Consider the following 26373-nt stretch of genomic DNA (forward strand, 5'->3'; position numbering starts at 1 on the left):
TTTATTTTTCTTTACCGAGTTCTGTTGCACGGTCAAATGCTGCGTATGCAGCTTCTTTAATTAATTCTTTAACGTTATTATCTTCCATTGAATCTAGTGCGGCACGCGTCGTACCACCTTTTGAAGCAACGCGATCCATCCATTTTTCAGGTGTAAGATCAGATTCATTAAATAGTTTCACAGCGCCTTCAAAAGTTTGTGATACCAATACTTTTGAATCGTTTGGAGAGAAGCCCATTTTTAATGCTGCTTCTAACATAGATTGCATAAAATAAAACACATATGCAGGACCACTACCAGAAATACCAGTGGAAGCATCAATAAATTGCTCTGTTTCTACGTGTATTGACTCACCAGTAGTATCTAAAAGACTTCTAACAGTCAATAATTCCACTCTACTAACCTCTTTAGATTCTGTAAAAGAAGTCACTCCTTTACCTACTTTAGCAGGTAAATTAGGCATAGTACGTATAACTTTTTTTACTCCTAATCCTTCTTGAATGGTATTTATAGTTACACCCGCCATTAACGATACAAAAAGTTGATCTTGGTTTATGTAGGGCTTAATACTGTCAAATAATGATTGACTGTGGTACGGTTTAACCGCGATAAAAATAACATCAGCTTGTGGCACACATTCTTCAATGCTGTCATAAGCATCAAACTGCGCCATAGTTGATAAAGCTTCTGTTTTTTGAGGTGAGACATCAAAGATCATAAGCTTGCGCTTATTTAAAAATGGGGAGTTTGCCATTCCTTCGGCATAGGTAAGTCCCATATTGCCAGCACCTAATACTAATACTTTCATTAAATAGTTTTTAATTAATTAGTTCGCCCTATTTAGTGCAAGTATCATGCGAGACTCAGAAAATGAGGAAGTATCCTAGAATATTGATAGGAAAAAGCCTGTTAGCGTACACCCTATGAAGCTTAAGAAAGGTTTGCTAACTAAATGTTAAAAAAGCATTGCGGATTTCGCAGTTCCTTTTTGGCAGTTTTTCTGCCAAATGCTGTACATCTGTCAGTTTTATGTCAGTTTTAGTAGGTAATATCCAAATATTATGAATCAAAGAATATTTTTAAAGGAAATAAATTGAATTAAGCAGGGATTTCAATTTTCAGCGATTTGACTCAAGAAACATAAAAAAAGGGAGCATTTAGCTCCCTTTTTCAATAAAATCTATCAGAAATTAATCTCTTTTGCGATCTTTATTTCTGTTATCGCGGCCTCGATTGTCGCGAGATCCACGGTCCTTGTTGTCATTATTTCTAGGAGCACGCTCTTTGTAACCTTCCGGTTTTGGCAGAAGTGCTTTACGAGAAACTTTTTCTTTGCGTGTACGAGAATCGATTCCGAAGTATTTTACTTCAAATTCATCTCCCATATTAACCACGTCGCTTACATTCTCTGTACGTTCCCAAGCAAGTTCAGAAACGTGAAGTAGTACTTCATTACCCGGAGCAGCAAGATATTCTACAACAGCACCAAAGTCAAGCATCTTGATTACTTTTACTTTGTAAGACTCACCAACTTTTGGTTTAAAAGTGATTGAATCTATTTTAGCAAGAACTGCGTTGATACCTTCAGTTCCTGTACCTAGAATTTCAACTATTCCTTCTTCGGTTACTGGATCTTCATTGATTACAATCGTAGTTCCAGTTTCTTTCTGAAGTTCTTGAATTACTTTTCCGCCAGGTCCTATAAGCGCACCAATGTATTCATTAGCGATGCGTGTAGTAACCATTTTAGGCGCGTAATCTTTAACATCTCCACGAGGTTCAGAAATTGTATCTGTAAGGTGGTTTAAGATGTGTAAACGACCATCACGTGCCTGATGAAGTGCTTTTACAAGAATTTCGTAAGAAAGACCTTTTACTTTAATGTCCATTTGGCAAGCAGTGATACCATCAGCTGTTCCGGTCACTTTAAAGTCCATATCACCTAAGTGATCTTCATCACCAAGAATATCAGAAAGTACAGCGTATTTACCGCTTTCAACATCAGTGATAAGACCCATTGCGATACCAGAAACTGGTTTCTTAAGTTTTACACCGGCATCCATAATGGCCATAGTACCTGCACAAACGGTAGCCATAGAAGAAGAACCGTTAGATTCTAAAATCTCTGAAACAACACGTACGGTATACGGGCAATCTGCTGGGATCATCCCTTTTAATGCACGTTGTGCTAAGTTACCGTGACCTACCTCACGACGAGACGTTCCGCGAATAGGACGCGCTTCACCGGTTGAGAAAGGAGGGAAGTTGTAGTGTAGGTAGAATGTTTCTTCACCTTCGTAAGATGGCATATCAATTTGATTAGCCTCTCTCGAAGTACCTAAAGTAACAGTAGCAAGCGCCTGAGTTTCCCCACGTGTAAAGATCGAAGAACCGTGTACTGATGGTAAATAGTCAGTCTCACACCAAATTGGACGAATCTCAGTAGTCTTACGACCATCAAGACGTAAACCTTCATTTAAAGTAAGATCGCGTACCGCAGCTTTTTCGGCTTTGTAGAAATACTTAGAGATCAAATCTCCAAACGCTTCAAGGTCTTCTTCTGAGAACGTTCCTTTTACTTCTTCTTTAATGGCATCAAAAGCAGTGCTACGCTCGTGTTTAGAAGAACCAGCTTTGGCTACTTCATACACTTTGTCATACGTTAAATCGTAAACTTTTTTCTCAAGTTCTGCGTCTTCAACTTCTGGTTCGTACTCACGGGTTGGTTTTTTACCAAAAGCTTCCGCAAGACGAATTTGAGCCTCACACTGAACTTTAATAGCCTCGTGAGCAGCTTTGATGGCTTCGGTCATTTCTTCTTCAGAAATTTCGTCCATCTCACCTTCAACCATCATTACAGAGTCAGCCGAAGCCCCAATAACCATATCGATGTCAGATTCTGCTAACTGTGTGCGAGAAGGGTTGATGATAAACTCACCGTTTACACGACCCACACGTACTTCAGAAATCGCACATTCAAATGGGAAATCTGAAAGTTGAATTGCTGCAGATGCTGCAAGACCTGCCATCGCATCAGGCATTACATCTTCGTCATGAGACATTAACTGAATCATAACCTGAGTTTCTGCGTGATAATCTTTTGGGAACAATGGGCGAAGTACACGGTCTACAAGACGCATGGTTAATACTTCACCATCACTTGGGCGAGCTTCTCTTTTGAAGAAACCACCAGGATAGCGGCCAGCGGCAGCAAATTTTTCACGATAATCTACCGTTAATGGAAGAAAATCAACATCACTTTGCTTGTAGTTTGAAACTACCGTACAAAGCAACATACATTTACCGGATTGAACAACAACAGAACCATGTGCCTGTTTTGCTAATTTTCCGGTTTCGATAGAGATCTCTCTACCATCACCAAGGTCAATGACCTCTTTGAAAGTCTTTGGAATCATATTTTGATTTTTCATCTGTATCCTAAATCGAGGATACTGTTAAACATAAGCTGCAAACCAAAAAGGTTAGCGGCAAGGTCGTTGTGTTGTTGTGTGTAGTGGTGACCAATGAAAAACCTAAGGATAGCTTTCTTTGCCCTTACGGGACTTGAACCAAAAATATGGTTTTTATTTTACTGAAGCTTCAAATATTATTCTGAAACAACCAGATTTTAAAAATAAAAGGGACTGAAAAACAGCCCCTTTTATAAATAAGAATTATTTTCTTAAACCTAATTCTTTAACGATAGCACGATATCTGTTGATATCTTTCTTAGTTAAATAGTCAAGTAATGCTCTACGCTTACCTACTAACTTTACTAGAGAACGCTCCGTGTTAAAGTCTTTGCGGTTTCTTTTTAAGTGCTCTGTAAGGTGGTTGATGCGGTGTGTGAACAACGCAATTTGTCCTTCTGCAGATCCGGTATCGTTTTTGTCTTTACCGTACTGGCTGAAAATTTCATCTTTTTTCTCTTGAGTAAGATACATGCCAATATTATTTAAATAGTTTTTATGTATTCAATGAGGTGATCTCATTGAGCCGGCAAAGATACAATTAATTTCTAAATACCGGTCTGTTATTTTTAATTGCGAACTGGCTGATTTAAAATCAAGTCTATGTAAAGGTTGATATTCTTTTTCAGTTCTTTTCGGTGTGATATAAAATCAAGGAAACCGTGCTCTTTTAAAAATTCTGCTGTCTGAAAATCTTCTGGCAATTCTTGGCCGGTAGTATCGCGTACAACACGAGGTCCTGCAAAACCAATTAAAGCTCCCGGCTCAGAAATATTAATATCACCTAACATCGCAAATGAAGCAGTGGTTCCACCGGTGGTAGGATCTGTACATAACGAGATGTATGGAATTTTTGCTTCAGCAAGTTGAGCTAGTTTAGCAGAAGTTTTTGCTAATTGCATTAAGGATAATGCAGCTTCCATCATACGTGCTCCACCAGATTTTGAAATGATCACTAAAGGAACGTTGTGCTTAAGGGAGTAATCTGCGGCACGCGCGATTTTCTCACCCACTACAGAACCCATAGATCCACCGATGAACTTAAAATCCATTGCAGCAACAACAAGGTCTTTACCCATACTTTTACCTACGGCAGTACGTACGGCATCTTTTAAACCGGTTTTTGCTTCTGCATCCTTGAGGCGGTCAACATATTTTTTAGTGTCTTCAAACCCTAGCGGATCTTTTGAAGTAAGATTTTTATCTAGCTCTTTGTATTTGCCTTCATCAAAAAGAATTGAAAAATACTCATTACTGCCTATTCTTACGTGATAATCATCTTCTGGACTTACGTAAAAATTCTTAGCAAGTTCATCTGCATCAATGATTTTACCGGTAGGAGATTTATACCAAAGTCCTTTAGGTACATCTTTTTTATTTTCGGTAGCAGTTTGTATTCCTTTTTCTTTCCGTTTAAACCAAGCCATATTTTGTGCTTTTTAGTTTGTAAGCTTTTAGGGGTGCTTCTTAAAAATTAAGAGGCTGTTTTTAAAGGTTGAAAAACCTCAGAATATAAATCCTGAGGTTTTAAAATTTCTTTTCGCGGATGCGAAATTACAAAGTATTTACGTTATTTAAATCTTCAAACGCTTTTTCTAAACGCGCAACAAAAGATTCTTCACCTTTACGTAACCAAACGCGTGGATCGTAAAATTTCTTATTTGGGCTGTCTTCTCCGGTTGGGTTACCTATTTGTGTTTGAAGATAGTCTGCATTTGCATCAAAATATTTGCGAATACCTTCAGTAAATGCCCACTGTAAATCAGTGTCAATATTCATTTTGATAACACCGTAGCTGATACCTTCGCGAATTTCTTCAACGGTAGAACCACTTCCTCCGTGGAATACAAAGTCGATATGGTTTTCTCCAACCCCGTATTTTTCTGAAATATATTCCTGAGAATTCTTCAAAATTTTCGGAGTCAATTTTACGTTACCAGGCTTGTAAACCCCGTGAACGTTACCAAAAGCCGCAGCGATAGTAAACTGATCACTTACTTTGCTTAATTCTTCATAAGCGTAAGCAACTTCTTCTGGCTGCGTATACAATTTAGAAACGTCAACATCAGAGTTATCTACACCATCTTCTTCACCACCGGTGATACCAAGTTCGATCTCAAGAGTCATTTCCATCTTGCTCATACGCTCAAGGTATTTTTTACAAAGCTCGATGTTCTCTTCAATAGGCTCTTCACTAAGGTCAATCATATGAGAGCTAAAAAGGGAATGCCCATGTTCTTTATAGTATTCTTCAGAAGCATCAAGAAGACCGTCAATCCAAGGTAAAAGTTTTTTAGCGCAGTGGTCAGTATGTAAAATAACTGTTGCGCCATAACGCTTTGCTAATTCGTGCACGTGTTTTGCTCCTGCGATTGCTCCTGCAACTGCTGCTTGCTGGTTATCGTTGGCATAACCTTTTCCTGCGTTAAATTGAGCACCTCCGTTAGAAAATTGAAGGATCACAGGTGCATTTAATTTTGCAGCTGTTTCTAAAACACCGTTTATGGTATTAGAGCCGATTACATTTACAGCTGGAAGCGCGTAGCCATTTTCTTTAGCGTGTTTAAAAATTGCCTGAACTTCTTTACCGGTTGCAACCCCCGGTTTGATACTATGACTCATAAGTTGTTGTTTACTTAGTTAAGGGCATAAAATTAATAAATAATTAGGGTTTGACCACCTAATTTGCTTAGAAAGGATAGTTAATACCCACGTTGTAGACCGCATTAGAAAAATTTGTGTTTTTAAACCAGCGTTCGCCGTTAGGTAGCGCGGGATCATAGGTTTTAAATCCTATATCAAAACGCAAAACAAAAAAGCTAAAATCATAGCGTAGGCCAAAACCGGTTCCTACGGCGATATCTTCAAGACTTTTAAGGCCAGTAAAAGTAGCCTGCGGATCTTCAATATTATCTAGAGCGTTCCAGATGTTTCCTACATCGGCAAAAATGGCGCCTTTTAAATCACCTAAAAAGGTAAAGCGTTGTTCTGCATTAAACGCCAGTTTCATATTGGCTTCATTAAAATCGTTAGGGCTATCCGTGCTTCCTGGGCCTAAGCGGTATGCTTGCCAAGCACGGTTGTCGTTAGATCCACCACCAAAAAAACTGCGAATAAAAGGGATGCTGTTTGAATTTCCATACGGAATCGCGATACCTCCGTATGCACGTACAGCCAATATATTATCGTTGCCAAAATCCCAATGTTTAATAAAATCCAATTCGGTTTTTACATATTGCGAGAAGGTCACGCCCAGAACTCTTGAGGAACCGTTTTCATTTTCTTCAAGTCCTATTAGATTACTAATGGCGCTTAGCGTATTACCGGCAACTTCAAGTTTGGCTCTAAAACTGGTAAACTCATCGTCAAATAAATTATCCCGGGTGTTTTTATAGTAGGTAAAACTAGAAGCTAGGATCAAGTTGTCTTCGGTAAGACGCTGGCGGCGTTCTTCAATATTTACAACGTCATTAAACTCTGTTGTGGTAACGGCAATATTTCGGTTTTGCACGGCATTTATAAAGTCTAAAGCACCATCCGGAATATCTAAATTGCCATCTTCATTTAAATACGGAAGCACCTGAGTAGGATACCCAAGAGCGATGGTGTTCAGTTCGTCATACGAATTCTCATAGACATTAAAATAGTTGGAGATATTCAAATTACGCACATACTGAATGTCAAAAAGATCAAAACGGTAATTCAAATTTTCTGAAGGGGTCCACTTATAATTAATCCCGCCGGTGACATTTTGTTTATCTAAACCTATGTTTTGCTGAATACCTATACCGGTCGTGAAACTGGTGGAAGGTGACATTTCAGGTGCGATGAAATTAGTGCGAATAGGGAAGAAGATACGCGGAATCGTCAGACTTACATCGGCACCTATTTCAGTGATATCAAAAAGCTCAGGGCTGTTGCTTCCTGCTGCGGTTCTGGAATCTCCTATACTCGCACGCCCGGAAATTTGCAAAGTTTCCATTCCGCCTAAAACATTTCTAATGCGTAGCGAACCACCGCCAGCAATCCCAAAACGTTGAATATTGGAGGTAGAAATATCAAAATCTGCCCTCAGATTGAATTTAGGCAGTGGGGTAAGCAGAATATTGGCGATAAGATCTGTGCCTTCTGGATCATCAGGATCTTCAGAAAATCGAAGGTCTGGATATCTAAAAGTGCCCAGCTGACTTAACCGAATTAAGGTCTGATTACGTGCCTCGTCGCTGTAGGTTTCTCCGGGCTCAATAAAAATCGCATCGATCAAGCGTTTAGACTTATACCGCAATTTGTCATAAGCATAGAGGTAATGATCATCGCGCACCAGACTATCTGAATAGGTGTCGTTGCGCAAGGCATAACCATAATCTGTTGTGACTTTAACCTTACTTATTTTATGAACTTTTAATGGTAATTCATAAACCGAATCTCTCCCGCGAATCTCCCTGTTTCTAATGTTCATCTCGAGATTAACCCGATGGTTGGTATTCACCGAGTCTCCTACAAAACTTATAAATTCCTGATCAAAATGAAACAAGCCGTTATTACGCATTAGTTCAGTGATGCGACTGGTTTCGGCGTTGATGTCGAGCAGTTCGTATTGCGCATCTTTCTTGATAAAAGACTCATTTTTATGCGCTTGGTAAATAGAATCTGCAGCAGCAGATTTGATAAAGGTTTTTAACGAATCAATGATATACGGTCTTTGCGTATTTACCGAATAGATCACCTTAGCACGTTTGTTTGCGCTGTCTTTCTCGATCTCATAGGTCGTTTCGGCATTAAACCAACCTTTACTGTTGTAGTATTCGGTTAAACGGTCTGCCGATCTTTTGGTAAGATTTTCGGTAATGATCGCGGGCTCTTCCCCAAAATCTTTAAGCACATCGTTAAAACCTAGTTTAAATTTGATGTACTTATCGAGTTGTTTTCGCGAGAGTACGCCAGACCAAAATTTTAACGTTCGCTGGTCGTTGTCGTTTAATTTATGCTGAAGAATGGTGTCTAAGTTGGGGCGCGCCCAATTGTAAATATATAGTCTAACTGGAGTTCCTAAAAGCGGAACTTTTGTATTGGGCTGTAAATACGGAATGTTATTGATGTTATAGGCTTCGTTGACTTCACCGTTAACGACAATCTCATTTTCAGAAAGTAAATATTTTCCTTGCGGAACACGCTTTACCGCGTCACAGGCAGCTAGAACGAGTAGCAGTATGATAAATAATCCTATTTTTGCGGAAAGTTTTTGCAAGGGCTTTTTTATAAAAATAACTTCAAAAATACACATTAGACGTGGTTAGCAAAAGCCAAATAAAATTAATAACGAGTCTGTCTCAAAAAAAGTACCGCCAGCAACACGGCTTATTTGTGGTTGAAGGAATTAAAGGCATTCAAGAATTTCTTGATTCTCATTATACGCTGCACAGTTTGTACGCTTTAAAGGGATATTTTGAAGCACAAAATGCTATTGAAATTGCTGAAGCGGCACTCAAAAAAATCTCATTTTTAAAAACACCACAGAAGGCTTTAGCTGTTTTTGAGATTCCGAAGCTGAGTAGTGAAAAAGAAGCGGGTTTTCAATTGGTGCTAGACGATGTACGCGATCCCGGTAATCTGGGTACTCTGATCAGACTTTGTGATTGGTATGGGATCAAAACGCTGGTGTGTTCTCAGCAAACAGTAGATTGTTTTAATCCTAAAGTAGTGCAGGCCACAATGGGATCACTTACCCGAGTGAAGGTACATTACACAAATTTGGATACCTATTTATCGGGGCAGACGCTTCCGGTGTATGGGGCGTTTATGGATGGTGAAAATGTGTATCGCGCGTCAATGCTCGAAGATGCTATTTTGGTTTTAGGCAATGAAGCAAACGGAATTTCAAGCGCTGTTTCAGAAAAAATTCAGCATAAAATATGCATTCCACAATTTGGGACTTCAACCACCGAAAGTTTAAACGTGGCAATCGCCGGGGCAATTTTAGTAAGCGAATTTAAACGCGGATAAGCCTATTTGATCGCGCAGATACGCAGTCTTTTATAGTCGGCATAATAATGCCCGTCTCTAAACAAAGCTTGATGCACCTGCTCCTGAACCTCTTTGCGAATGGCGTCAGCTTCGGCGTCTGGGATATCGGTAAAATAGTGTTTGGCAAACATATTGAGCCAATCTATAATGCCGGTTTCAGGATCTTTTAATTTTGTAGGTCGCTCGTATAAATGCGCAAAGGTGACTTGAAATCCTGATTTTTCTAAGAAATAACAATATGTCCCCAACTTTGGGAAATACCAATTGATTGTTCGGGATTGTTTGATGTATCCTTTTTCTTTTAGAACCGCACTTAAAGCAGTGATGATGGTTTCAATATTTCCGGCTCCACCCATTTCTAAGAGTAATCTACCGCCGGTTTTTAGGTTGCTGTACATCGCTGAGATCGCAGCCTCAGGATTCAAGATCCAGTGCAAGGTTGCATTACTAAAGATGGCGTCATAGGGTTTTTTATCAATAAAACTCTCACCCCGCGCCGTGATGAATTCAATACCATCAAATTTTGATTGAGCAGCATCAATCATCTCTTGCGAAGCATCAATACCTACCAGTTGAGCGCCACTTTCGGCAATCGCAGCAGTAAGTTCGCCGGTACCACAACCCAGATCTAAAATGCGTTCACCTTCCTGTGGATTAAGCATACTGATGAGGTCTTTTCCGTAGTTGAATACAAAACCGTGTTTTTCTCTATATAAATCTGCTTCCCACATTATTGAAAGGTAAAGTTTAAAAATATGCCGCGCGACTGCATAACTTCAATATTTGAAGTGTACAAACTATTAGGATCTTCATCTCTAACGAGTTCATCAGACAATGCAAATACACCGCGAATACTTGGTGAAAATTTAAAATAAGGTAAATATAAGTCAATGCCGAAACCTACCTCATAATAAAAGGTATTGTTAGTCATTCTAAATTGGCCAGAGCTATTATCGTCCGGATTTTTCTCGTTGCTCGACAGGTTATGCGAATAGCTAAAGCCACCCACTACAAAAGGTTTGAAATTGTTTAAGCGTTTAGTGGAAAACTTAAGCAAGAGCGGAAAATGAATGTAGGTAGAATTTAATTCTCGTATGCGATCGTTCTCATCTCCCGGAATATCCAGATAAAAAAGCGTTCTGGCATTGTAAACGAGTCCGGGTTCAAAACGCAGATCTAGGTATTCATTTATGCGTTTATTTCCCAAGAGCCCAACATTGAAGCCATAGTTTTGTTCCACATAAATATCTGGTCTGTCTTCTTTATAATCAAAATTGAAATCATACCTGTTGATCCCAAAGTAATAACCCCAACTCCACGATTTTTTGTCAAAATTCTCATCGTTGAGAATGCGCTCGCGGGTTAAAAATTGAGCTTGAATTTGAGAACCAGCCCAAATCAAAAAGAAAACAAGTACCAGTTTTTTTTGCATAAGTTACTTTGATGCTGAATAAATTGTGGCTACACCCATTGTTTGTGGGTGATCTTCAACATGTGTAAACCCTGTTTTTCTTAAAATATTGTTGAGTTTTTCACCATAAGGAAAAACAGAAGCGCTTTCGCTCAAATAAGCATATGCGTCGCGGTCTTTAGAAAATACGCGTCCTATGAGCGGAAGTAAGGTTTTGGTATACAACCCGTAACCTTGTTTAAACGGAAATTTAGTAGGTACTGAAGTTTCTAGAATCACAAAAATTCCGCCGGGTTTTAGCACGCGAAGAATTTCGGAGAGGCCTTTTTCTAAGGTTTCAAAATTGCGAATCCCAAAAGCTACGGTGATGGCATCAAAATAATTGTCTTCAAAAGGAAGGTTTTCAGAATCTCCCTGAACCATTTCGATCGTGGTACTCAGGTTTTTTGATGCAATCTTATCCTTTCCTACTTGCAGCATTCCGGCAGAAATATCAAGACCAATGATCTTTTCGGCATCTGTTTTCGCCAGATTAATCGCCAGATCTCCGGTGCCTGTAGCAACATCAAGAATGCGTTTAGGCTGTGTGGCAGCAACCATATTCACCACTTTTTTACGCCATTTTACGTCAATCCCAAATGAAATAACCCGGTTGAGCCCATCGTATTCTTTTGAAATTGTGTCAAACATTTGCTCAACTTGCTCGCGTTTTGACCTGTCTGAATTCTTATACGGATTAACGTTACCGCTCATAACTTACTTTTATTGGCAAATATAGTATTTGTTGCGTGATAGGACGACCTGTTTTAGAAGGCTGTTATATTTAAAGTTATCTCTAGTAAATCTTATATCTTTGCAAGGTTTTGCTCACAAAGTGACAGCAAAAGGCGTCGGTTTTTTATCGATGTTTGAACCTAACTCAAATTGCCTTACACCTCGTGTGGCGGGCTGTTTATTAAAAATTGCTATGAAGATTGTTATCGCAGGTGCCGGGGAAGTTGGCTTTCATTTGGCTAAACTTCTTTCTTTTGAATCGCAAGATATTACGCTTATCGATGTTGATAAAGACAGTATCTCCTATGCGGATACGCATCTTGACATTCGCACCATTCGCGGAGATTCGACCTCTATCGCCGTTTTAAAAGAAGCGCGTATAGACACCACCGATCTTATTATTGCAGTTACCGCAAGTGAGACTACCAATATCACGGTTTGTGTTTTGGCTAAGCAAATGGGCGCAAAGCGCACGATTGCACGGATTTCAAATACCGAGTTTATAGAAAATCAAGAAGTAGCCGGATTTAAGAAATTTGGAATAGACGAACTCATTTCGCCTGAAAGTCTTGCGGCTTCAGAAATAGAATTGCTCCTTAACCAGTCTGCATTTAATGATAGTTATGAGTTTGAAAACGGAGCATTAACAATGGTTGGGACTTCGCTGAGCAGAACAGCTTCTTTTGTAGGAAAGAGCGTTAAAGAGGCGGCGCGTATTTTTCCCACATTGCACTTTATGCCGATCGCAATTCAGCGAGAAGGCACGCAGTATACTTTGATTCCGAGAGGAGATACGATCTTTAAAGAAGGTGATCAGGTTTATTTTATGACGGTAAAAGAAGGGGTTGAAGAACTCTACAAGCTTACCGGTAAAATGAAGCAGGAGATCAGAAACGTGATGATTTTAGGCGGAAGTAAAATAGGTTATAAAACGGCACGTGATCTTTGCTCGCATAATTTTAAGGTAAAACTGGTAGAAAAAGACAATGATAAGGCTTACGATCTAGCCGAAAACCTACCCAAAACCTTGGTGATCAACGGGGACGGAAGAAACGTAGAACTTCTTGAAGAAGAGAATATCTACGATATGGATGCTTTTATTGCGGTAACCGGAAATAGTGAGACTAATATAATGTCGTGCTTGGTAGCCAAGTCTAAGAGCGTAAAGAAAACCATCGCTCTAGTTGAGAATATGGATTATTTTCAGCTTTCGCACAGTATAGGAATCGATACCTTGATTAATAAGAAATTACTCGCGGCGAATAATATTTTTAGATACATACGTAAAGGTGATGTTGTGGCAATGACCAAACTTAATAATATGAATGCCGAATTGCTAGAATTTAGCGCTAAGCCTAATTCTAAAGTTATAGGCAAACGCATTAGAGATTTAGATTTTCCGCGCTCAGCAACCATAGGAGGTATCGTGCGCGACGGAAAAGGAATAATTCCGCTTGGAGAAAACCGCATAGAGGTGGGAGATCGTATTGTTGTATGTTGTTTATTGCGATCGATTAATAAAGTAGAACGCATGTTTATCTAAGTATATGCCTAGCAGACCCAGACTCAATTTTAAAATCATCTTTCATTTAATGGGAGTATTGCTCCTTTTTAATGGAGCTTTTATGCTGGTTTCGGCCATTGTAGGCTATTTTTATGATGCAGTGTCTGTCGCTGTCGGGATCATTTCTGCCGGTTTGTTGACCGTTTTCTTAGGAATGATATTTATGTTCTTCACACGAGATCATAAAAAAGAAATTCAAAAACGAGAAGGGTATATCGTTGTTACTTTTGGATGGATCTTTATGTCCTTGAGTGGTTGTTTGCCGTATTTGTTTACAGGATCTATCCCTTCTTTTACAAACGCATTTTTTGAAACCATAAGTGGTTATACCACCACTGGAGCTTCTATTTTAAATGATATCGAAGCGATTCCTAATGGAGTTTTGTTCTGGCGAAGCACCACACATTGGATAGGTGGTATGGGAATCATTGTGCTCGCGATTGCGATTTTACCTTTATTAGGAATAGGAGGAATGCAGCTTTTTGCGGCCGAAGCCCCGGGACCCAATGCCGATAAATTGCACCCGCGAATCACAGACACGGCTAAGCGGCTTTGGCTTATCTATTTTGGCTACACCGTAGCCGAAACGATTCTTCTTCAGATCGCCGGAATGTCTTTTCTAGATGCTGTCAATCACGCGATGAGTACCTTGTCAACAGGTGGTTTTAGTACAAAAAATGCAAGTGTCGCGTACTGGAATGATAATCCTGCAGTGCAGTACATCATTATTCTTTTTATGTTTTTGGCAGGAACCAATTTTGTCTTAAGCTATTTCGCTTTTAAAGGAAAATTGCGCAACGTTTGGAAAGATGAAGAGTTCAAACTGTATTCTGCTTTTACGGTGGGATTTACCTTATTGGTGGTTTTGATCATAATTTTCCGTGCTGATGTGTCGGTTTCTTCCATCGATCATCCTATGGTTTTAGGAGAATATGAGAGCGCGATCAGACACGGCTTGTTTCAGGTGATTTCGGTGATTACAACTACAGGTTTTGTTTCGGCAGACTTTACGATGTGGGCACCGTTTGCTACAATAATCTTTTTCGGACTCATGTTTTTAGGTGGTTCTGCAGGTTCAACTTCCGGTGGAATTAAAGTAGTGCGACACCTTATGATCGTGAGAAATGGCGTGCTCGAATTTAAACGTACGCTGCATCCTAACGCAATTTTGCCCGTGCGTCACAACGGTAAAGCGGTCAAAAAAGAGATTGTTTTCAATATTCTGGCGTTTTTCATTCTCTATTTACTGGCTTGGATTATTGGTGCTTGTGGACTGGCTTCGATGGGACTCGATTTCCCAACAGCTTTGGGAGGATCAGCGTCTTCTCTGGGTAATGTAGGTCCGGCTTTTGGTATTTTAAGTCCGGTGAATAATTTTGATGCCTTACCGGTTTTGGGTAAATGGTGGTGCGCCTTTTTAATGCTCATCGGTCGTCTGGAGCTCTTTACTGTTTTGATTCTGTTAACGCCGTTCTTTTGGCGTAATCGCTAGTAAGGGTTAACTTTGTTAGTGCTGTGAATTCAGCTGAAAAGCAAAAGTCAGGTCGCTTTTGTTTTTCGACTAATCCCAACCAACCCAAAAATAATTGTTTTGAAAAATTACGATCTCATTATCATAGGTGGTGGCCCTATAGGTTTGGCCTGCGGAATTGCCGCTACAAAAGCCAATCTCAATTATATAATTCTTGAAAAAGGAGTGCTTGTCAATTCGTTGTATAATTTTCCTGAGCAAATGACCTTTTTCTCTACTTCTAATCTACTCGAAATAGGGGATGTGCCATTTGTTGCGCATAATGATAAACCTACACGCAAGGAAGCCTTAGAATACTATCGCCGGGTTTATGATAGTTGGAAATTGAATGTGCAACTCTACACCCCTGTAGAAAGTATGACGCAAAGCGAAGGGGGATATGTACTTCAAACACCAAAAGGAGCATACAACACTTCTGCTGTAATTGTTTCTACAGGATTTTACGATACTGCAAGACGTTTGAATGTTCCGGGAGAAGAGCTTGCCAAAGTGCGCCATTTTTATGACAGTCCGCATCCTTATGTCAACCAAAAGATCTTAGTGGTTGGCGCTGCCAACTCTGCTTGTGATGTTGCTTTAGAAACGTATTATAAAGGAGCCGAAGTGACGATGGCTATTCGGAGCAATGAGATTTACCCAAAAACTAAATATTGGATCAAGCCCAATATTGAAAACCGAATTAAAGAAGGTTCTATAAAAGCCTATTTTGAGTCTACTGTTGAAGAGATTAAGCCGCATAGTGTAATTCTCAATACCCCAGACGGAACGGTTGAATTAGAAAATGACTTTGTATTGGCTATGATTGGCTATACCCCGGATTTCAATTTGTTTGAACGTTTAGGAATACCTGTAGATGAAGAAAATCATAAGAAACCAATTCATAACGAAGAAACTCTTGAGACTCCATTGCCCAATGTGTATGTTGCTGGAGTTATCAATAGCGGATTAAAAACAAGTAAATTGTTTATTGAAAATACACGCGTGCACGCTGATATGATCATCAAGGATCTTAAAAAGAAGCTTGCGGTAACTTCAGAATAGTTAATGAATCCCTAAAGTTCAATTTGCCAAAAACCAATAGCGTTTTTCTTCTCGTAAGTGTAGTGTAACTAAAAAAAACTTACATTATGAAAACGAGAAATTTATTTTCTACAATGCTTGTAGCCTTAATGATGGTTGCAACCACTCAAGTATTTGCACAAGAAACCAAAATGGTAGGCGGTGCAGCGATGTTTCCTACGAAGAATATTGTAGAAAATGCAGTCAACTCTAAAGATCACACCACTCTGGTTGCAGCTGTAAAAGCAGCAGGCTTGGTTGAGACTTTGCAAGGTGAAGGACCGTTTACAGTATTGGCACCTACCAATGCAGCTTTTGAAAAACTTCCGGAAGGAACTGTGGCTAACTTATTGAAGCCTGAAAATAAAAAGGCTTTACAAGGTGTTTTGACCTATCACGTGATTGCCGGTAAAAATTCGGCAGCAGCAATTATTCAAGATATTAAAGATGGTGGAGGAACTGCCGAATGGACAACCGTAAACGGTCAAAAGTTATGGGGTATGCTCGATGGCGACATGGTGCAAATCAAAGATCAAGCAGGTAACGTAGCAACGGTTACAATTGCCGATGTTAATCAGTCCAACGGAGTGATTCACGTAATTGATACGGTACTGCTTCCTGAGATGTAATCGAGATAATATCAAAAGTAAAAAGCGACCCATAGAGGTCGCTTTTTTAATGTTATAAAGCTAATTTTCTTTTAGGAAACCGCTTTTTTAATTCGAGCTAAAGCTTCTTTGATTTGATCTTGACTTGCTGCATATGAAATACGTATGCAGTTAGGATTACCAAATGCTTCGCCGGTTACCGTAGCAACGTTTGCTTGCTCTAGAATATAAAGTGCAAATTCTGAAGCATTGTTTATGGTTGTACCATTAAGCGTTTTTCCGAAGTAATGCGAAATATTAGGGAAAACGTAAAATGCACCTTCAGGCTCGTTACACTCAAAACCTTCAATATTATTGAATAAACCTAAGATCAATTTTCTACGCTCTTTGAACTCATCAACCATATATTGAATTTTGCTCACTGGAGCTTCAAGGGCTGTTATCACGGCACGTTGTGCGATACAGTTAGCACCACTGGTCACTTGACCTTGAATTTTGTTACACGCGCGTGCGATATATGACGGAGCTCCGATATAACCAATTCTCCATCCGGTCATAGCAAATGCTTTTGCTACACCATTCACGGTTACAACACGGTCGTACATATCTTCAAACTGTGCCATACTTGCGTGACCACCTACGTAATTGATGTGCTCATAAATTTCATCACTCACCACTACAATTTGTGGATGCTTTTGAAGCACATCGGCAAGCGCGCGCAATTCAGCTTCACTATAAATAGATCCACTAGGATTACAAGGCGAACTATACCAAAGCATTTTAGTTTTTGGAGTGATCGCAGCTTCTAATTGTTCTGGGGTCATTTTAAAATCGGTGTCCAATGAAGTTTCAATTTCTACAGGCACACCTTCAGCAAGCTTCACAATGTCTGAGTAGCTTACCCAATACGGGCAAGGTAGCAACACCTCGTCACCCGGGTTTAAGCAAACCTGAGCTACGTTGTATAAAGATTGTTTTGCTCCGGTAGAAACCACGATTTGAGAGCGATCATAAGTAAGCTTATTGTCTCGCTTAAATTTGTTGATGATCGCGTCTTTTAATTCTACATAACCATCAACAGGAGTGTATGAATTGTAATTGTCATTAACAGCTTGTATTGCTGCGTCTTTAATAAAATCTGGCGTGTTAAAATCTGGTTCTCCAAGGCTAAGCCCTATAATGTCTTTTCCTTCAGCACGTAGTTCACGCGCCTTTGCGGCCATTGCAAGGGTAGCCGAAGCGGCCAGGTTATTAATTCGGTCAGATAATTGGTTGGTAAGTGTTTCCATTTAAAAAATGTAAAATTAAGCAGTTTGAAGAGCGGGGCGCATGCCCATCTCTTTTAAGTATCTAAAATGAGCAATTACCGCTTTACGTGTGGTCTTATACTCATTATAGGGTAAGTTGAATTCTTGAGCCGTTTCCTTCACGATTTTTGAAATTTTCGTGTAGTGAATATGGCTGATGTGTGGAAAAATATGATGTTCTACCTGATGATTTAATCCACCAGTAAACCAGTTTACAATCTTGTTTTTAGTCGAAAAGTTAACCGTTGTAAACAACTGGTGAATGGCCCAAGTATTCTTCATAGTTCCGGTCTGGTCCGGAAGCGGCATATCTGCTTCGTCGATCACGTGTGCTAATTGAAACACAACACTTAAAATAACGCCAGCTGTATAATGCATCACAAAGAAACCTAATAAAACTTTCCACCAGGCAATGTCTAAAATCAATAACGGAAGAATGATCCAAATGCTTAAATAGATCAACTTTGTGATCACCAGTTTGGTCCATTCTAACTTCGGATTTGGGAATTCACCATAAGATAATTTACGCTTCAGGTAGCGTTTCATCTGAAGAAAATCAGTGGTAAGTGCCCAGTTAAAGGTTAATAAGCCATATAAAAAGATCGAATAATAATGCTGAAAACGATGGTGCTTATACCATTTTGCGTGTTTTGAAAAACGTAGAATGCGTCCTGCTTCGAGATCTTCGTCGTGACCATGTATGTTGGTATACGTGTGGTGCAATACATTGTGTTGAACTTGCCAATTGTAAACATTTCCGGCAAGAATGTAGATGCTGCTTCCCATCACTTTATTTACCCATTTTTTCTTAGAGAATGAGCCGTGATTACCATCGTGCATTACATTCATTCCCACTCCGGCCATACCTACACCCATTACAATGGTCAATAGCAATTGAGCCCAACCCGGCATATCTATGCTGAGCAGTAAGAAGTATGGGGTAAGAAATAGCGAAAACATAACTATTGTTTTCACGTATAATTTCCAGTTTCCGGTGCGTTCTACATTATTATCTTTAAAATAAGCGTTTACGCGCTTATTGAGTGTTCGGAAAAATTTAGCCGAATCAACTCTTGAAAATTTTATTGTTTTTGTGTCTTCCATAGAATAAAGCTTATCGCAAAAGCACTTTTTAAGTGTTTTTTAACGCGACCTCAAAAATAAGATTTATATCGTTTTAAGGTCTGAAAATCCTTTAATTTAACGCCCGAAATCCTAATTTTGTTGCCATAAAATTCTATTATGGAGCTAATCAAGCACTATTTTTCAGATCTTGATGAAAATCAATTGATTCAGTTTGGAAAGTTGAATGAATTGTATCAGGATTGGAATCTAAAAATCAATGTGGTGTCTCGTAAAGATATTGATGAGATCTACTTGCGACACGTTTTACATTCTTTAGGAATCGCTAAAGTGCAAGCGTTTAAACCGGGAGCGCAAATTCTAGACGTGGGTACAGGTGGTGGTTTTCCGGGAATTCCGTTAGCGATTTTATTTCCTGAGACGCAATTTCATCTCGTAGATAGTATCGGGAAGAAAATAAAAGTGGTTGAAGAGGTTGCTGCAGGGTTAAATCTAAAAAATGTAAAAATTACAAATGATCGCGTTGAAAATATTTCGGGCGAGTATGATTTTATCGTGAGTAGGGCAGTAGCGCAAATGGAAACTTTTGTACGATGGATTAAAGGTAGAATCGCTAAAAAGAGTGAGCACCAACTTAAAAACGGAATTCTTTATCTCAAAGGTGGTGATCTAACCGAAGAACTTCAACTGTATAAGTCGGCTAAGATCTATGACTTGAGTGATTACTTTAAAGAAGACTTTTTTGAAACTAAAAAAGTGGTGCATCTTCCCTTAAAATACAAAGGATAACAAGCATTTATACAAAAAAATAGCGGCTCAAGGAGCCGCTATTTTTGTTTAAGTTCGTAGCATATTTAGGTACGTTCGGTTACATCGTGTTCCAAAACTTCTCAAGAAATCTTTTGCTCTGTTGAGCAGCGTGGTGCGCTGCTCCTGATCGATCTCAAGTAAGGTGTCTTCAAGTTCTTTAAGCTTGTCATCAATACTTTCTGGATCGCGAACCAGATAGAGTTTTTCTTTCTTTCGGGTTATTCTGCGTTTGCTTTTCTTTTTTGAAACATCAATAACTGAATATTTTACTTTCAGTACATACATTTTATTATCCTCCGTCGTCATAATCATCGTATTTTGATTACTCAAAGGTAAAAAAAATAGTTCAGATAACCTTAAATTTAAGTTTACGTAACATTAAGTTAACATTAGAAGTAGGGTTAAAAGAAAAGCTACCGTCTTGAAGACGATAGCTTTATGTTAGATTTTAAGAAGAATTTACTCTCCTAAAAATGGATATCTGTAATCCTCTGGGGTAACAAATGTTTCCTTAATCAAGCGTGGAGAAACCCAACGTAATAAGTTGAGAACGCTTCCTGCTTTGTCGTTTGTTCCCGAAGCACGAGCACCACCAAAAGGTTGTTGTCCTACCACTGCACCTGTAGGTTTATCATTGATGTAGAAGTTACCCGCTGCGTTTTGCAATGCATCTGTAGCTTCAACAATTGCATAACGATCTCCTGATAGTACAGCACCTGTTAATGCATAATCGCAATCGTCTACAAGCTCTAGAGTTTTAGCCCAATCAGCATCTTCATATACGTAGATAGAAACTACAGGACCAAACAATTCGGTAGTCATTGTGGTATATTTAGGATCTGTAGTAACGATTACTGTAGGCTCTACAAAGTAACCGGTAGACTTGTCATAATTTCCACCAGCAATGATTTCAGCTTCGCTGTCTTCTTTAGCTTGGTCAATGTACTTGGCTAGCTTATCAAAAGAACCTTCGTGAATCACAGCAGTGATGAAGTTGCTCATATCTTCTGGTGATCCCATTTTAAAAGATTTAATATCTTCCAGTAAGAATTCTTTAACCTCTGACCAGATCGATTTTGCCACATAAACCCGACTTGCTGCGCTACATTTCTGTCCTTGGAATTCAAAAGCACCCCTTGAAATCGCGGTAGCAACTTGTTTTGGGTTTGCCGTAGGATGCGCGAGGATAAAATCTTTACCTCCGGTTTCTCCAACGATACGTGGGTACGTTTTATAAGTGTGAATATTTGCGCCAATTTTTGCCCAGATATCTTTAAATACGTGTGTTGAACCGGTAAAGTGAATTCCAGCAAAATCCGGACTCGCCAAAACCGTGTCTGTGATCATCTCGGGATCTCCCATTACCATATTGATCACGCCGGCAGGAACACCTGCTTCTTCAAAAACTTCCATAATAACCTGAGCAGAATAAACCTGACTGTCACTTGGTTTCCATACCACGGTATTACCCATCAATGCCGGGGCAGCCGGTAAGTTTCCTGCGATTGCGGTAAAGTTAAATGGCGTTACGGAATAAATGAATCCTTCAAGTGGGCGGTGCTCAACGCGGTTCCAAGCAGCAGCTGAAGACTCAGGCTGTTCAGAGTAAATTTCACTCATATATTGCACGTTGAAGCGCAAGAAATCTATTAGCTCACAAGCACTATCAATTTCCGCCTGAAAAATATTCTTAGACTGTGCCAGCATAGTCGCTGCATTAATCTTATAACGGTAAGGTCCTTGAATGAGTTCTGCGGCTTTTAAGAAAATAGCTGCACGTTGCTCCCAAGGCATTTTTGCCCATTTTTTACGAGCTTCTAATGCGGTTGAGATTGCATCTTCAACGTGTTTTTTTTCAGCTAAGCTATACTTTCCTAAAGCGTGTTTGTGATCGTGTGGCGGAGACATCGTACGCGTATTTGACGTTTCGATTTTTTCGCCATTTATATAAAGAGGCACATCAATCGTGCTGTTGTATAAATTTTTATAGGCTTTTAATACTTCTTCTCGTTCTGGAGTTCCCGGAGCGTAGCTTTTTACAGGCTCATTGATCGCAACAGGTACTTCAAAAAATCCTTTTGACATATAATTATTTTTTGTTGTTTTTAGTATTTGTTCGTGCTAAACTTTGAACGTGCTAAAGTTACAAAATATAAAAGGCAATACCTTGCGCGAACGAGATGCGATTTATATACTATTTTAATGGAATTTTGGGCCTAGTTGAGCAAATGGGTAGCGCTAAGCTTAAACGTGGGTATTGAAACTTGAAATTGAGCGGAATTTGTAAAATTGATCATCGTATAATACCCGTTCATTGCCCCAAAAGGAGAACGTAGCAAACAGCCCGAAGAGTAGGTGTGTGTTTCTCCCGGTTTAAGTACGGGTTTCTGGCCAATTACGCCTTCGCCAACTACTTTCTCTTGAATATTTAGTGCATCGTAAATATCCCAAGATCTGCTTAGTAATTGCACGGTGTCTTCGCTGTTATTGGTGATACTTACTTTATAACCAAAAGCATAGAAGAGCATGCCTTCTTTTGTGAAGGAGCCTTCAAAATAAGTGTCTACAGATACCCGAATGCCTTTAGTTACTTGTTCTACCATAATCAATAAAGCGCGGCAGTGAGAAAAAAGAATACGCTGCCGGTAAGTATTCCTAGCATTAAAAATACAATATTTAGTATAAAAAACTTCATTAAAGTGCGCAGGCGGCTTTCTTGGTAGAAGTTTCGCAGCGCTTTGTAAAAATAAAATGGCGCAACAAAACTGATAAAAAGTCCGGAGAGCAAACTGCTGCCCATTAGGAATTCAGGAACGAGTAATAATAGAAGTACGAGAAACAGAAAGGTGAATATATGGAAGATAAAAATGACGTGTTCCATATAGTTATAACTTCTTCTCACAACGAAAACGGACCGTAGTGAAGCCAGGCAATAAAGACAGAAGCCCCCTATGTAAGGTGTCTTAAATAAGGACTGTAACTTCTTGCGGGATGTGGCTCGTAATTTATTCTTGTGGAAGCGAACTGATTCAGATTTATAGTAAAGTAGCAAGAAAAAACACGCAAATAACGGTGCTAGAAAAAATAAGAAAACCGGGATTTTTTTTGCGAGGTACTGGCCAAAGGCTACCGGATTTTCTTGAATACGTTTTAAGCCTTTTTCACGATCATACAGCCAAACATTCAATTTGCTTTTAGAATACTCAAGACTATCTAAAGCCTGATATGGATTTTCAACTTTTGTCTGCAATGAGAATATGTGGAACATTTTTAGCTTAAATGCGGTGCGGCTGACAAAATTGAGCGTGTCTAAACTGCTTTCTCTTCTGTAAATAAGGGGCAGTTGCTCAAGACTGTCTTTGTCTTTAGTATTTAACGCAAGCGTTTTGTAATAGTTGATGGAATCAAGAGGGATCTCCGCCTGATCGTCGTCATCTTGAAAGTTGAAAATGTTTTGTAGCGACGGATTTTCTTCAGACTCAGCATCTGCAATTTGAATGAAATCAAGAAAACCGCTTAGTAAAAAATAAATAATGCTAACGCTCAAAAAAAATCGAAACGGATTAGCATAGCGCATACGCTTTCCGCTAGTGAAATTTCGAGTGATGACTCCGGGTTTAAACAGAAGGTCTTTAACGGTGTATCTAAACCTGCTGTCATAATTGACGATACTGATGATGAATTCGCCAAAATAATCTTGAAGCGATAATTTTTTAGTCGAATTGAGTTGGCCGCAATACGAGCAATAGCGGTCGCTGATTTCCAGCGGATGCCCGCAGTTGAGGCATTCATTACCTCTGTAGCGCAAAGATTTTCTGGAAGTCTGCTCTAGTTGTTTACCCACGTTCTAAAGATAGAACGATTTTCTTAAAGTTAGTCTCTGCGTACATTAGAAATTGAGGTAGAGAGCGCATTCCCTCTGCCTATGAGTTCGTCGTATCTGCTTCCCGGAGCTCTGTAGTACACGAGAACATCGTAAACATTTTCAGTCTGCCAAAAATCTCCATCAACGGGATTGTATTTGAGCATTTTACCGTCCTTAACCACCACATAGCGGTAATTGTAGTAGCCTTGTTTGAGCAAAATGGGCAATTCGTAGCGCTGATTTTCAGGATTGAATTGCAATTTGGTAGCATCTTCAATTACAAAATTATTGAAGTTTCCGTAGAGGTGTATCTCTTCACCTTCAGGTCTTTGTGGGTGATCTAGGCTAAAATGAATCCACGCATATTCCGCATTCACTTTAGGTTGATCTCCTTGTATGGTGTTGATCTGAAAATTTCCGTTAAGGTCAGGATTGTAAGTGTAAACGCCGTCCTTTCGAGTGTTGTTTCCATATAAATAATTGTGGTAAAGTTTAAGCAACTCTATATACTGAACGCGATTGGTCGCAGCCCTAATGTCTTTATTGTCATAATCAAAAAACTCATTTCCTGCGTAAAAAGAGGTTTCGTCATCATAACGGTATTGCAAAAGATTACCTATGCTGTATTGAGGAGGTATGTTGCCCACAGACCTTTTTAGATCGTTATTTTGAATAATCAAGGGTTTTACAGTTTCATCAGGGTTAATTAATATATTTTCACCGGAATCAACATTAAAATTCACCACTTGTTTTTCTTCTATAAATTCCAAATTTCGGGTACGTAAAACCTCGACGCCCACTGTAACTTGAGGATCGTAGATCATAAATTTTCGCGAAAAAATAAGCTCGTCATCGTTGTTAAAAATGCTTAGTAAATAATTGCCAGATTTTAAGATCGCAGTACTGTATTGGTTAGGGATTTGCAATTCGTAATGTGTATACAGCTGAAGCGTGCTCACCGAATTGGTGTAATTCATAATACGCACATCATCTACACCTTTGAGATATTCAGTTTTTGCTAAGACTGAAGTAGTCCAGTCATAATTGTGATGGGTAATGGTGTAATAATAATCAGCTTCATCGCCAATGATGTCGTCAAAACTCAAATTAAGCGGGTCACCCAATCTGATCACCGGAAGCTGACTTTGTGCGGTATTACCATAAAATTGCACAGATTTGATATAGGGTGGGGCAGGAACTTCGGTAGCCACCTGACCAAAAAGAGAACAGATGGCTAGAAGTAAGAATAATGTCGAAAACGTTTTCATTTAGCAAATTAAGGTGTAAAGCGGCATCATTGCAGCACCTAAGTCTTATTTGGAAACAATCTATATAAGTCCGAAAACTAGGTGGTATAAGCGGTTCGCGCTGCTTCAAATGTAACGAAAATTATGCCGCTTTATTTTTATAATCTAGTTTGTGTAAGAACCTTGTAAAATTTGTAAATTCGCACACCTCAATTCAAGCATATAAAGGGTTGAGAATAACAAGAACTTTAACATATACTTCCTATGTCAAAAGACATTAAGATCAAAAAAGGTCTTGATATTAAATTGGTAGGTGAGGCTGAAAAGACACTCGCCGAAGCGCCAAAATCAAGAACTTATGTGATCAAGCCTTCAGATTTTCATCTTGTAACTCCTAAGATGCTATTTAAAGAAGGAGCTAGCCTAAAAGCAGGAGAGCCACTTTTCTTCGCTAAAAAAGATGAAAGTATCAAATTTGTTTCGCCGGTAAGTGGAACGCTAACTGAGATTAAACGAGGAGCAAAACGTGTGATAACACATCTTGTCATTGAGGCAGATGGTAAAGACACGACAGTAGAATTTCCTACTCTTGATGTTGCTACTGCAAATGCAGAAGCGATTAAAGCCAGAATGTTAGAATCTGGTTTATGGCCGTTCATCAAGCAGAGGCCTTATGATATCATCGCTAGCACTAAAACCACTCCGGATGCTATTTTTATTTCTGGCCACAATAGTGCGCCTTTAGCACCAGATTATAACTTTAGTCTCAAAGGAAAGGAAGCTTATATTCAAGCTGCGATTACAGCATTAAGTAAATTAACCAGTGGTAAAATTTACTTAGGTGTTGCTAAAGCTGCAGATTCTGTTTTTGCAAATATTAGCGAAGTAGAAATGCATACTGTATCAGGACCGCATCCTAGCGGAAATGTAGGTACGCAAATCAATAAAATTGCTCCTATTAATAAAGGAGAAACCGTATGGACCATCGCTCCTGAAAATTTAGCGATTATCGGAGAGCTTTTCCTTACAGGTAAATTTAATCCTGAGCGTGTGATCTCGGTTGCAGGTTCTGGAGTTAAAGCACCAAAGTATTATAGAACAAAAATAGGAGCTGAGGTTTCTACTTTTGCGTATTCTGCAGGTGTTGAGGGAGATAATGTAAGAATGATTTCAGGTAATGTATTGACGGGAGCGCAAGTTGCAGCAGACGGTCATTTAGGATATTACCACAATGAATTTACCGTGATTCCTGAAGGTGATGATTATGAATTATTCGGGTGGAATAAACCGGTATTCAATAAGATTTCTTCTTCAAGAGCATTGACTTTTTCTTGGTTATTCCCGAATAAAAAATACGATCTAGATACCAATACAAACGGAGAGCACAGAGCTTTTGTGGTTACCGGAAATTATGAGGAAGTTTTTCCTTTAGATATTTATCCGCTACAATTATTAAAAGCTTGTATGGTGCAAGACCTTGATGCGATGGAAGCTTTAGGGATGTACGAGGTTGCACCTGAAGATTTTGCGCTTACAGAGTTTGTTTGTGTGTCAAAACAACCACACCAAGCCATCATTCGTAAAGGATTAGATTTAATGCACGCTGAAATAGGATAATAG

General features: G+C 39.2%; 23 protein-coding genes. 7 read left to right on the top strand and 16 right to left on the bottom strand.

The window, feature by feature from the left end:
* Position 1: 1 nt before the first annotated feature.
* The 6 genes from proC to tamL all read right to left on the bottom strand — a co-directional run bounded on the left by proC (position 2) and on the right by tamL (position 8754).
* On the bottom strand, positions 2 to 808 hold the full coding sequence (proC, locus tag BUA96_RS14940) for a pyrroline-5-carboxylate reductase (protein ID WP_072984440.1): 807 nt from the start codon (positions 806 to 808) through the stop codon (positions 2 to 4).
* Positions 809 to 1190: 382 nt separating this feature from the next.
* Complete coding sequence (locus BUA96_RS14945) at positions 1191 to 3416, bottom strand: polyribonucleotide nucleotidyltransferase (protein WP_072984896.1); 2226 nt, start codon at positions 3414 to 3416, stop codon at positions 1191 to 1193.
* Positions 3417 to 3674: 258 nt separating this feature from the next.
* Entirely contained in the window at positions 3675 to 3944 is a 270-nt protein-coding gene (gene rpsO / locus BUA96_RS14950; protein WP_072984442.1) for a 30S ribosomal protein S15, read from the bottom strand.
* A gap of 95 nt (positions 3945 to 4039) precedes the next feature.
* A complete protein-coding gene (gene accD, locus BUA96_RS14955; protein WP_072984444.1) occupies positions 4040 to 4897 on the bottom strand; it encodes an acetyl-CoA carboxylase, carboxyltransferase subunit beta in 858 nt (285 codons plus the stop codon).
* Positions 4898 to 5024: 127 nt separating this feature from the next.
* Positions 5025 to 6092 carry a class II fructose-bisphosphate aldolase gene (fbaA, locus tag BUA96_RS14960; RefSeq protein WP_072984446.1) on the bottom strand — a complete coding sequence of 356 codons (1068 nt, stop codon included), beginning with the start codon at positions 6090 to 6092 and terminating at the stop codon, positions 5025 to 5027.
* 67 nt (positions 6093 to 6159) lie between these two features.
* Positions 6160 to 8754 carry a translocation and assembly module lipoprotein TamL gene (gene tamL, locus BUA96_RS14965; protein ID WP_072984448.1) on the bottom strand — a complete coding sequence of 865 codons (2595 nt, stop codon included), beginning with the start codon at positions 8752 to 8754 and terminating at the stop codon, positions 6160 to 6162.
* A gap of 5 nt (positions 8755 to 8759) precedes the next feature.
* Here tamL and BUA96_RS14970 point away from each other — a divergent pair, with 5 nt between their 5' ends.
* The gene (locus BUA96_RS14970) at positions 8760 to 9473 is read left to right on the top strand and encodes a TrmH family RNA methyltransferase (protein ID WP_072984450.1); all 714 of its coding nucleotides are present in this window, start codon (positions 8760 to 8762) and stop codon (positions 9471 to 9473) included.
* Between the two features lie 2 nt (positions 9474 to 9475).
* Here the strand turns inward: BUA96_RS14970 and BUA96_RS14975 are convergent, their stop codons facing one another.
* The 3 genes from BUA96_RS14975 to ubiE are packed head-to-tail and all read right to left on the bottom strand — an operon-like array spanning position 9476 to position 11658.
* Positions 9476 to 10225: a class I SAM-dependent methyltransferase gene (locus BUA96_RS14975; protein WP_072984452.1), complete on the bottom strand. Its 750-nt coding sequence runs from the start codon at positions 10223 to 10225 to the stop codon at positions 9476 to 9478.
* Positions 10225 to 10926: a type IX secretion/gliding motility protein PorT/SprT gene (gene porT / locus BUA96_RS14980; RefSeq protein WP_072984454.1), complete on the bottom strand. Its 702-nt coding sequence runs from the start codon at positions 10924 to 10926 to the stop codon at positions 10225 to 10227. The genes BUA96_RS14975 and porT overlap by 1 nt, the downstream gene beginning before the upstream one ends.
* A gap of 3 nt (positions 10927 to 10929) precedes the next feature.
* Positions 10930 to 11658 (bottom strand): bifunctional demethylmenaquinone methyltransferase/2-methoxy-6-polyprenyl-1,4-benzoquinol methylase UbiE, encoded by a 729-nt coding sequence (ubiE, locus tag BUA96_RS14985; RefSeq protein ID WP_072984456.1) that lies wholly within the window; start codon positions 11656 to 11658, stop codon positions 10930 to 10932.
* 214 nt (positions 11659 to 11872) lie between these two features.
* Here ubiE and trkA point away from each other — a divergent pair, with 214 nt between their 5' ends.
* The 4 genes from trkA (at position 11873) to BUA96_RS15005 (ending at position 16462) form a co-directional block, all read left to right on the top strand.
* Positions 11873 to 13222: a Trk system potassium transporter TrkA gene (gene trkA / locus BUA96_RS14990; RefSeq protein WP_072984898.1), complete on the top strand. Its 1350-nt coding sequence runs from the start codon at positions 11873 to 11875 to the stop codon at positions 13220 to 13222.
* A gap of 49 nt (positions 13223 to 13271) precedes the next feature.
* The gene (locus tag BUA96_RS14995; RefSeq protein WP_084673184.1) at positions 13272 to 14735 is read left to right on the top strand and encodes a TrkH family potassium uptake protein; all 1464 of its coding nucleotides are present in this window, start codon (positions 13272 to 13274) and stop codon (positions 14733 to 14735) included.
* A 99-nt stretch (positions 14736 to 14834) separates the two neighbouring features.
* The gene (locus tag BUA96_RS15000) at positions 14835 to 15815 is read left to right on the top strand and encodes a YpdA family putative bacillithiol disulfide reductase (RefSeq protein ID WP_072984460.1); all 981 of its coding nucleotides are present in this window, start codon (positions 14835 to 14837) and stop codon (positions 15813 to 15815) included.
* Positions 15816 to 15901: 86 nt separating this feature from the next.
* On the top strand, positions 15902 to 16462 hold the full coding sequence (locus BUA96_RS15005; protein ID WP_072984462.1) for a fasciclin domain-containing protein: 561 nt from the start codon (positions 15902 to 15904) through the stop codon (positions 16460 to 16462).
* A 71-nt stretch (positions 16463 to 16533) separates the two neighbouring features.
* Here BUA96_RS15005 and BUA96_RS15010 read toward each other — a convergent pair whose 3' ends face one another.
* Positions 16534 to 17730 carry a pyridoxal phosphate-dependent aminotransferase gene (locus tag BUA96_RS15010; RefSeq protein ID WP_072984464.1) on the bottom strand — a complete coding sequence of 399 codons (1197 nt, stop codon included), beginning with the start codon at positions 17728 to 17730 and terminating at the stop codon, positions 16534 to 16536.
* Positions 17731 to 17745: 15 nt separating this feature from the next.
* Positions 17746 to 18852 (bottom strand): fatty acid desaturase family protein, encoded by a 1107-nt coding sequence (locus BUA96_RS15015; RefSeq protein ID WP_072984466.1) that lies wholly within the window; start codon positions 18850 to 18852, stop codon positions 17746 to 17748.
* 138 nt (positions 18853 to 18990) lie between these two features.
* On the opposite strand from BUA96_RS15015, the gene rsmG reads away from it, so the two are divergent.
* A complete protein-coding gene (gene rsmG / locus BUA96_RS15020; protein WP_072984468.1) occupies positions 18991 to 19620 on the top strand; it encodes a 16S rRNA (guanine(527)-N(7))-methyltransferase RsmG in 630 nt (209 codons plus the stop codon).
* Between the two features lie 48 nt (positions 19621 to 19668).
* Here the strand turns inward: rsmG and BUA96_RS15025 are convergent, their stop codons facing one another.
* From BUA96_RS15025 to BUA96_RS15045, 5 genes are all read right to left on the bottom strand, one after another.
* Positions 19669 to 19947, bottom strand: a complete 279-nt coding sequence (locus BUA96_RS15025) for a hypothetical protein (protein WP_072984470.1) — start codon at positions 19945 to 19947, stop codon at positions 19669 to 19671.
* 153 nt (positions 19948 to 20100) lie between these two features.
* On the bottom strand, positions 20101 to 21726 hold the full coding sequence (pruA, locus tag BUA96_RS15030; RefSeq protein ID WP_072984472.1) for an L-glutamate gamma-semialdehyde dehydrogenase: 1626 nt from the start codon (positions 21724 to 21726) through the stop codon (positions 20101 to 20103).
* Between the two features lie 131 nt (positions 21727 to 21857).
* Positions 21858 to 22244 carry a Co2+/Mg2+ efflux protein ApaG gene (gene apaG, locus BUA96_RS15035; protein ID WP_072984474.1) on the bottom strand — a complete coding sequence of 129 codons (387 nt, stop codon included), beginning with the start codon at positions 22242 to 22244 and terminating at the stop codon, positions 21858 to 21860.
* A gap of 2 nt (positions 22245 to 22246) precedes the next feature.
* Entirely contained in the window at positions 22247 to 23485 is a 1239-nt protein-coding gene (locus BUA96_RS15040) for a DUF3667 domain-containing protein (protein WP_072984476.1), read from the bottom strand.
* A 29-nt stretch (positions 23486 to 23514) separates the two neighbouring features.
* Positions 23515 to 24774, bottom strand: coding sequence for a type IX secretion system plug protein (locus tag BUA96_RS15045; protein ID WP_072984478.1), 1260 nt, complete (start codon positions 24772 to 24774; stop codon positions 23515 to 23517).
* 243 nt (positions 24775 to 25017) lie between these two features.
* Here BUA96_RS15045 and BUA96_RS15050 point away from each other — a divergent pair, with 243 nt between their 5' ends.
* Positions 25018 to 26370 (top strand): Na(+)-translocating NADH-quinone reductase subunit A, encoded by a 1353-nt coding sequence (locus BUA96_RS15050; protein WP_072984480.1) that lies wholly within the window; start codon positions 25018 to 25020, stop codon positions 26368 to 26370.
* Positions 26371 to 26373: the final 3 nt, after the last annotated feature.

The sequence above is a fragment of the Leeuwenhoekiella palythoae genome, from assembly GCF_900130045.1.
GTDB classification, from domain to species: Bacteria; Bacteroidota; Bacteroidia; order Flavobacteriales; family Flavobacteriaceae; genus Leeuwenhoekiella; species Leeuwenhoekiella palythoae.

Bases quoted from the DNA above. Each gene is read 5' to 3' on its own strand.
- pruA (WP_072984472.1), bottom strand. From the start codon at position 21,726: ATGTCAAAAGGATTTTTTGAAGTACCTGTTGCGATCAATGAGCCTGTA.
- BUA96_RS15010 (WP_072984464.1), bottom strand. From the start codon at position 17,730: ATGGAAACACTTACCAACCAATTATCTGACCGAATTAATAACCTGGCC.
- ubiE (WP_072984456.1), bottom strand. From the start codon at position 11,658: ATGAGCGGTAACGTTAATCCGTATAAGAATTCAGACAGGTCAAAACGC.
- BUA96_RS14945 (WP_072984896.1), bottom strand. From the start codon at position 3,416: ATGATTCCAAAGACTTTCAAAGAGGTCATTGACCTTGGTGATGGTAGA.
- BUA96_RS15025 (WP_072984470.1), bottom strand. From the start codon at position 19,947: ATGACGACGGAGGATAATAAAATGTATGTACTGAAAGTAAAATATTCA.
- accD (WP_072984444.1), bottom strand. From the start codon at position 4,897: ATGGCTTGGTTTAAACGGAAAGAAAAAGGAATACAAACTGCTACCGAA.
- BUA96_RS14975 (WP_072984452.1), bottom strand. From the start codon at position 10,225: ATGTGGGAAGCAGATTTATATAGAGAAAAACACGGTTTTGTATTCAAC.
- BUA96_RS15015 (WP_072984466.1), bottom strand. From the start codon at position 18,852: ATGGAAGACACAAAAACAATAAAATTTTCAAGAGTTGATTCGGCTAAA.
- tamL (WP_072984448.1), bottom strand. From the start codon at position 8,754: ATGTGTATTTTTGAAGTTATTTTTATAAAAAAGCCCTTGCAAAAACTT.
- apaG (WP_072984474.1), bottom strand. From the start codon at position 22,244: ATGGTAGAACAAGTAACTAAAGGCATTCGGGTATCTGTAGACACTTAT.
- BUA96_RS14995 (WP_084673184.1), top strand. From the start codon at position 13,272: ATGGGAGTATTGCTCCTTTTTAATGGAGCTTTTATGCTGGTTTCGGCC.
- rpsO (WP_072984442.1), bottom strand. From the start codon at position 3,944: ATGTATCTTACTCAAGAGAAAAAAGATGAAATTTTCAGCCAGTACGGT.
- porT (WP_072984454.1), bottom strand. From the start codon at position 10,926: ATGCAAAAAAAACTGGTACTTGTTTTCTTTTTGATTTGGGCTGGTTCT.
- BUA96_RS15050 (WP_072984480.1), top strand. From the start codon at position 25,018: ATGTCAAAAGACATTAAGATCAAAAAAGGTCTTGATATTAAATTGGTA.
- proC (WP_072984440.1), bottom strand. From the start codon at position 808: ATGAAAGTATTAGTATTAGGTGCTGGCAATATGGGACTTACCTATGCC.
- fbaA (WP_072984446.1), bottom strand. From the start codon at position 6,092: ATGAGTCATAGTATCAAACCGGGGGTTGCAACCGGTAAAGAAGTTCAG.
- BUA96_RS15005 (WP_072984462.1), top strand. From the start codon at position 15,902: ATGAAAACGAGAAATTTATTTTCTACAATGCTTGTAGCCTTAATGATG.
- trkA (WP_072984898.1), top strand. From the start codon at position 11,873: ATGAAGATTGTTATCGCAGGTGCCGGGGAAGTTGGCTTTCATTTGGCT.
- BUA96_RS15045 (WP_072984478.1), bottom strand. From the start codon at position 24,774: ATGAAAACGTTTTCGACATTATTCTTACTTCTAGCCATCTGTTCTCTT.
- rsmG (WP_072984468.1), top strand. From the start codon at position 18,991: ATGGAGCTAATCAAGCACTATTTTTCAGATCTTGATGAAAATCAATTG.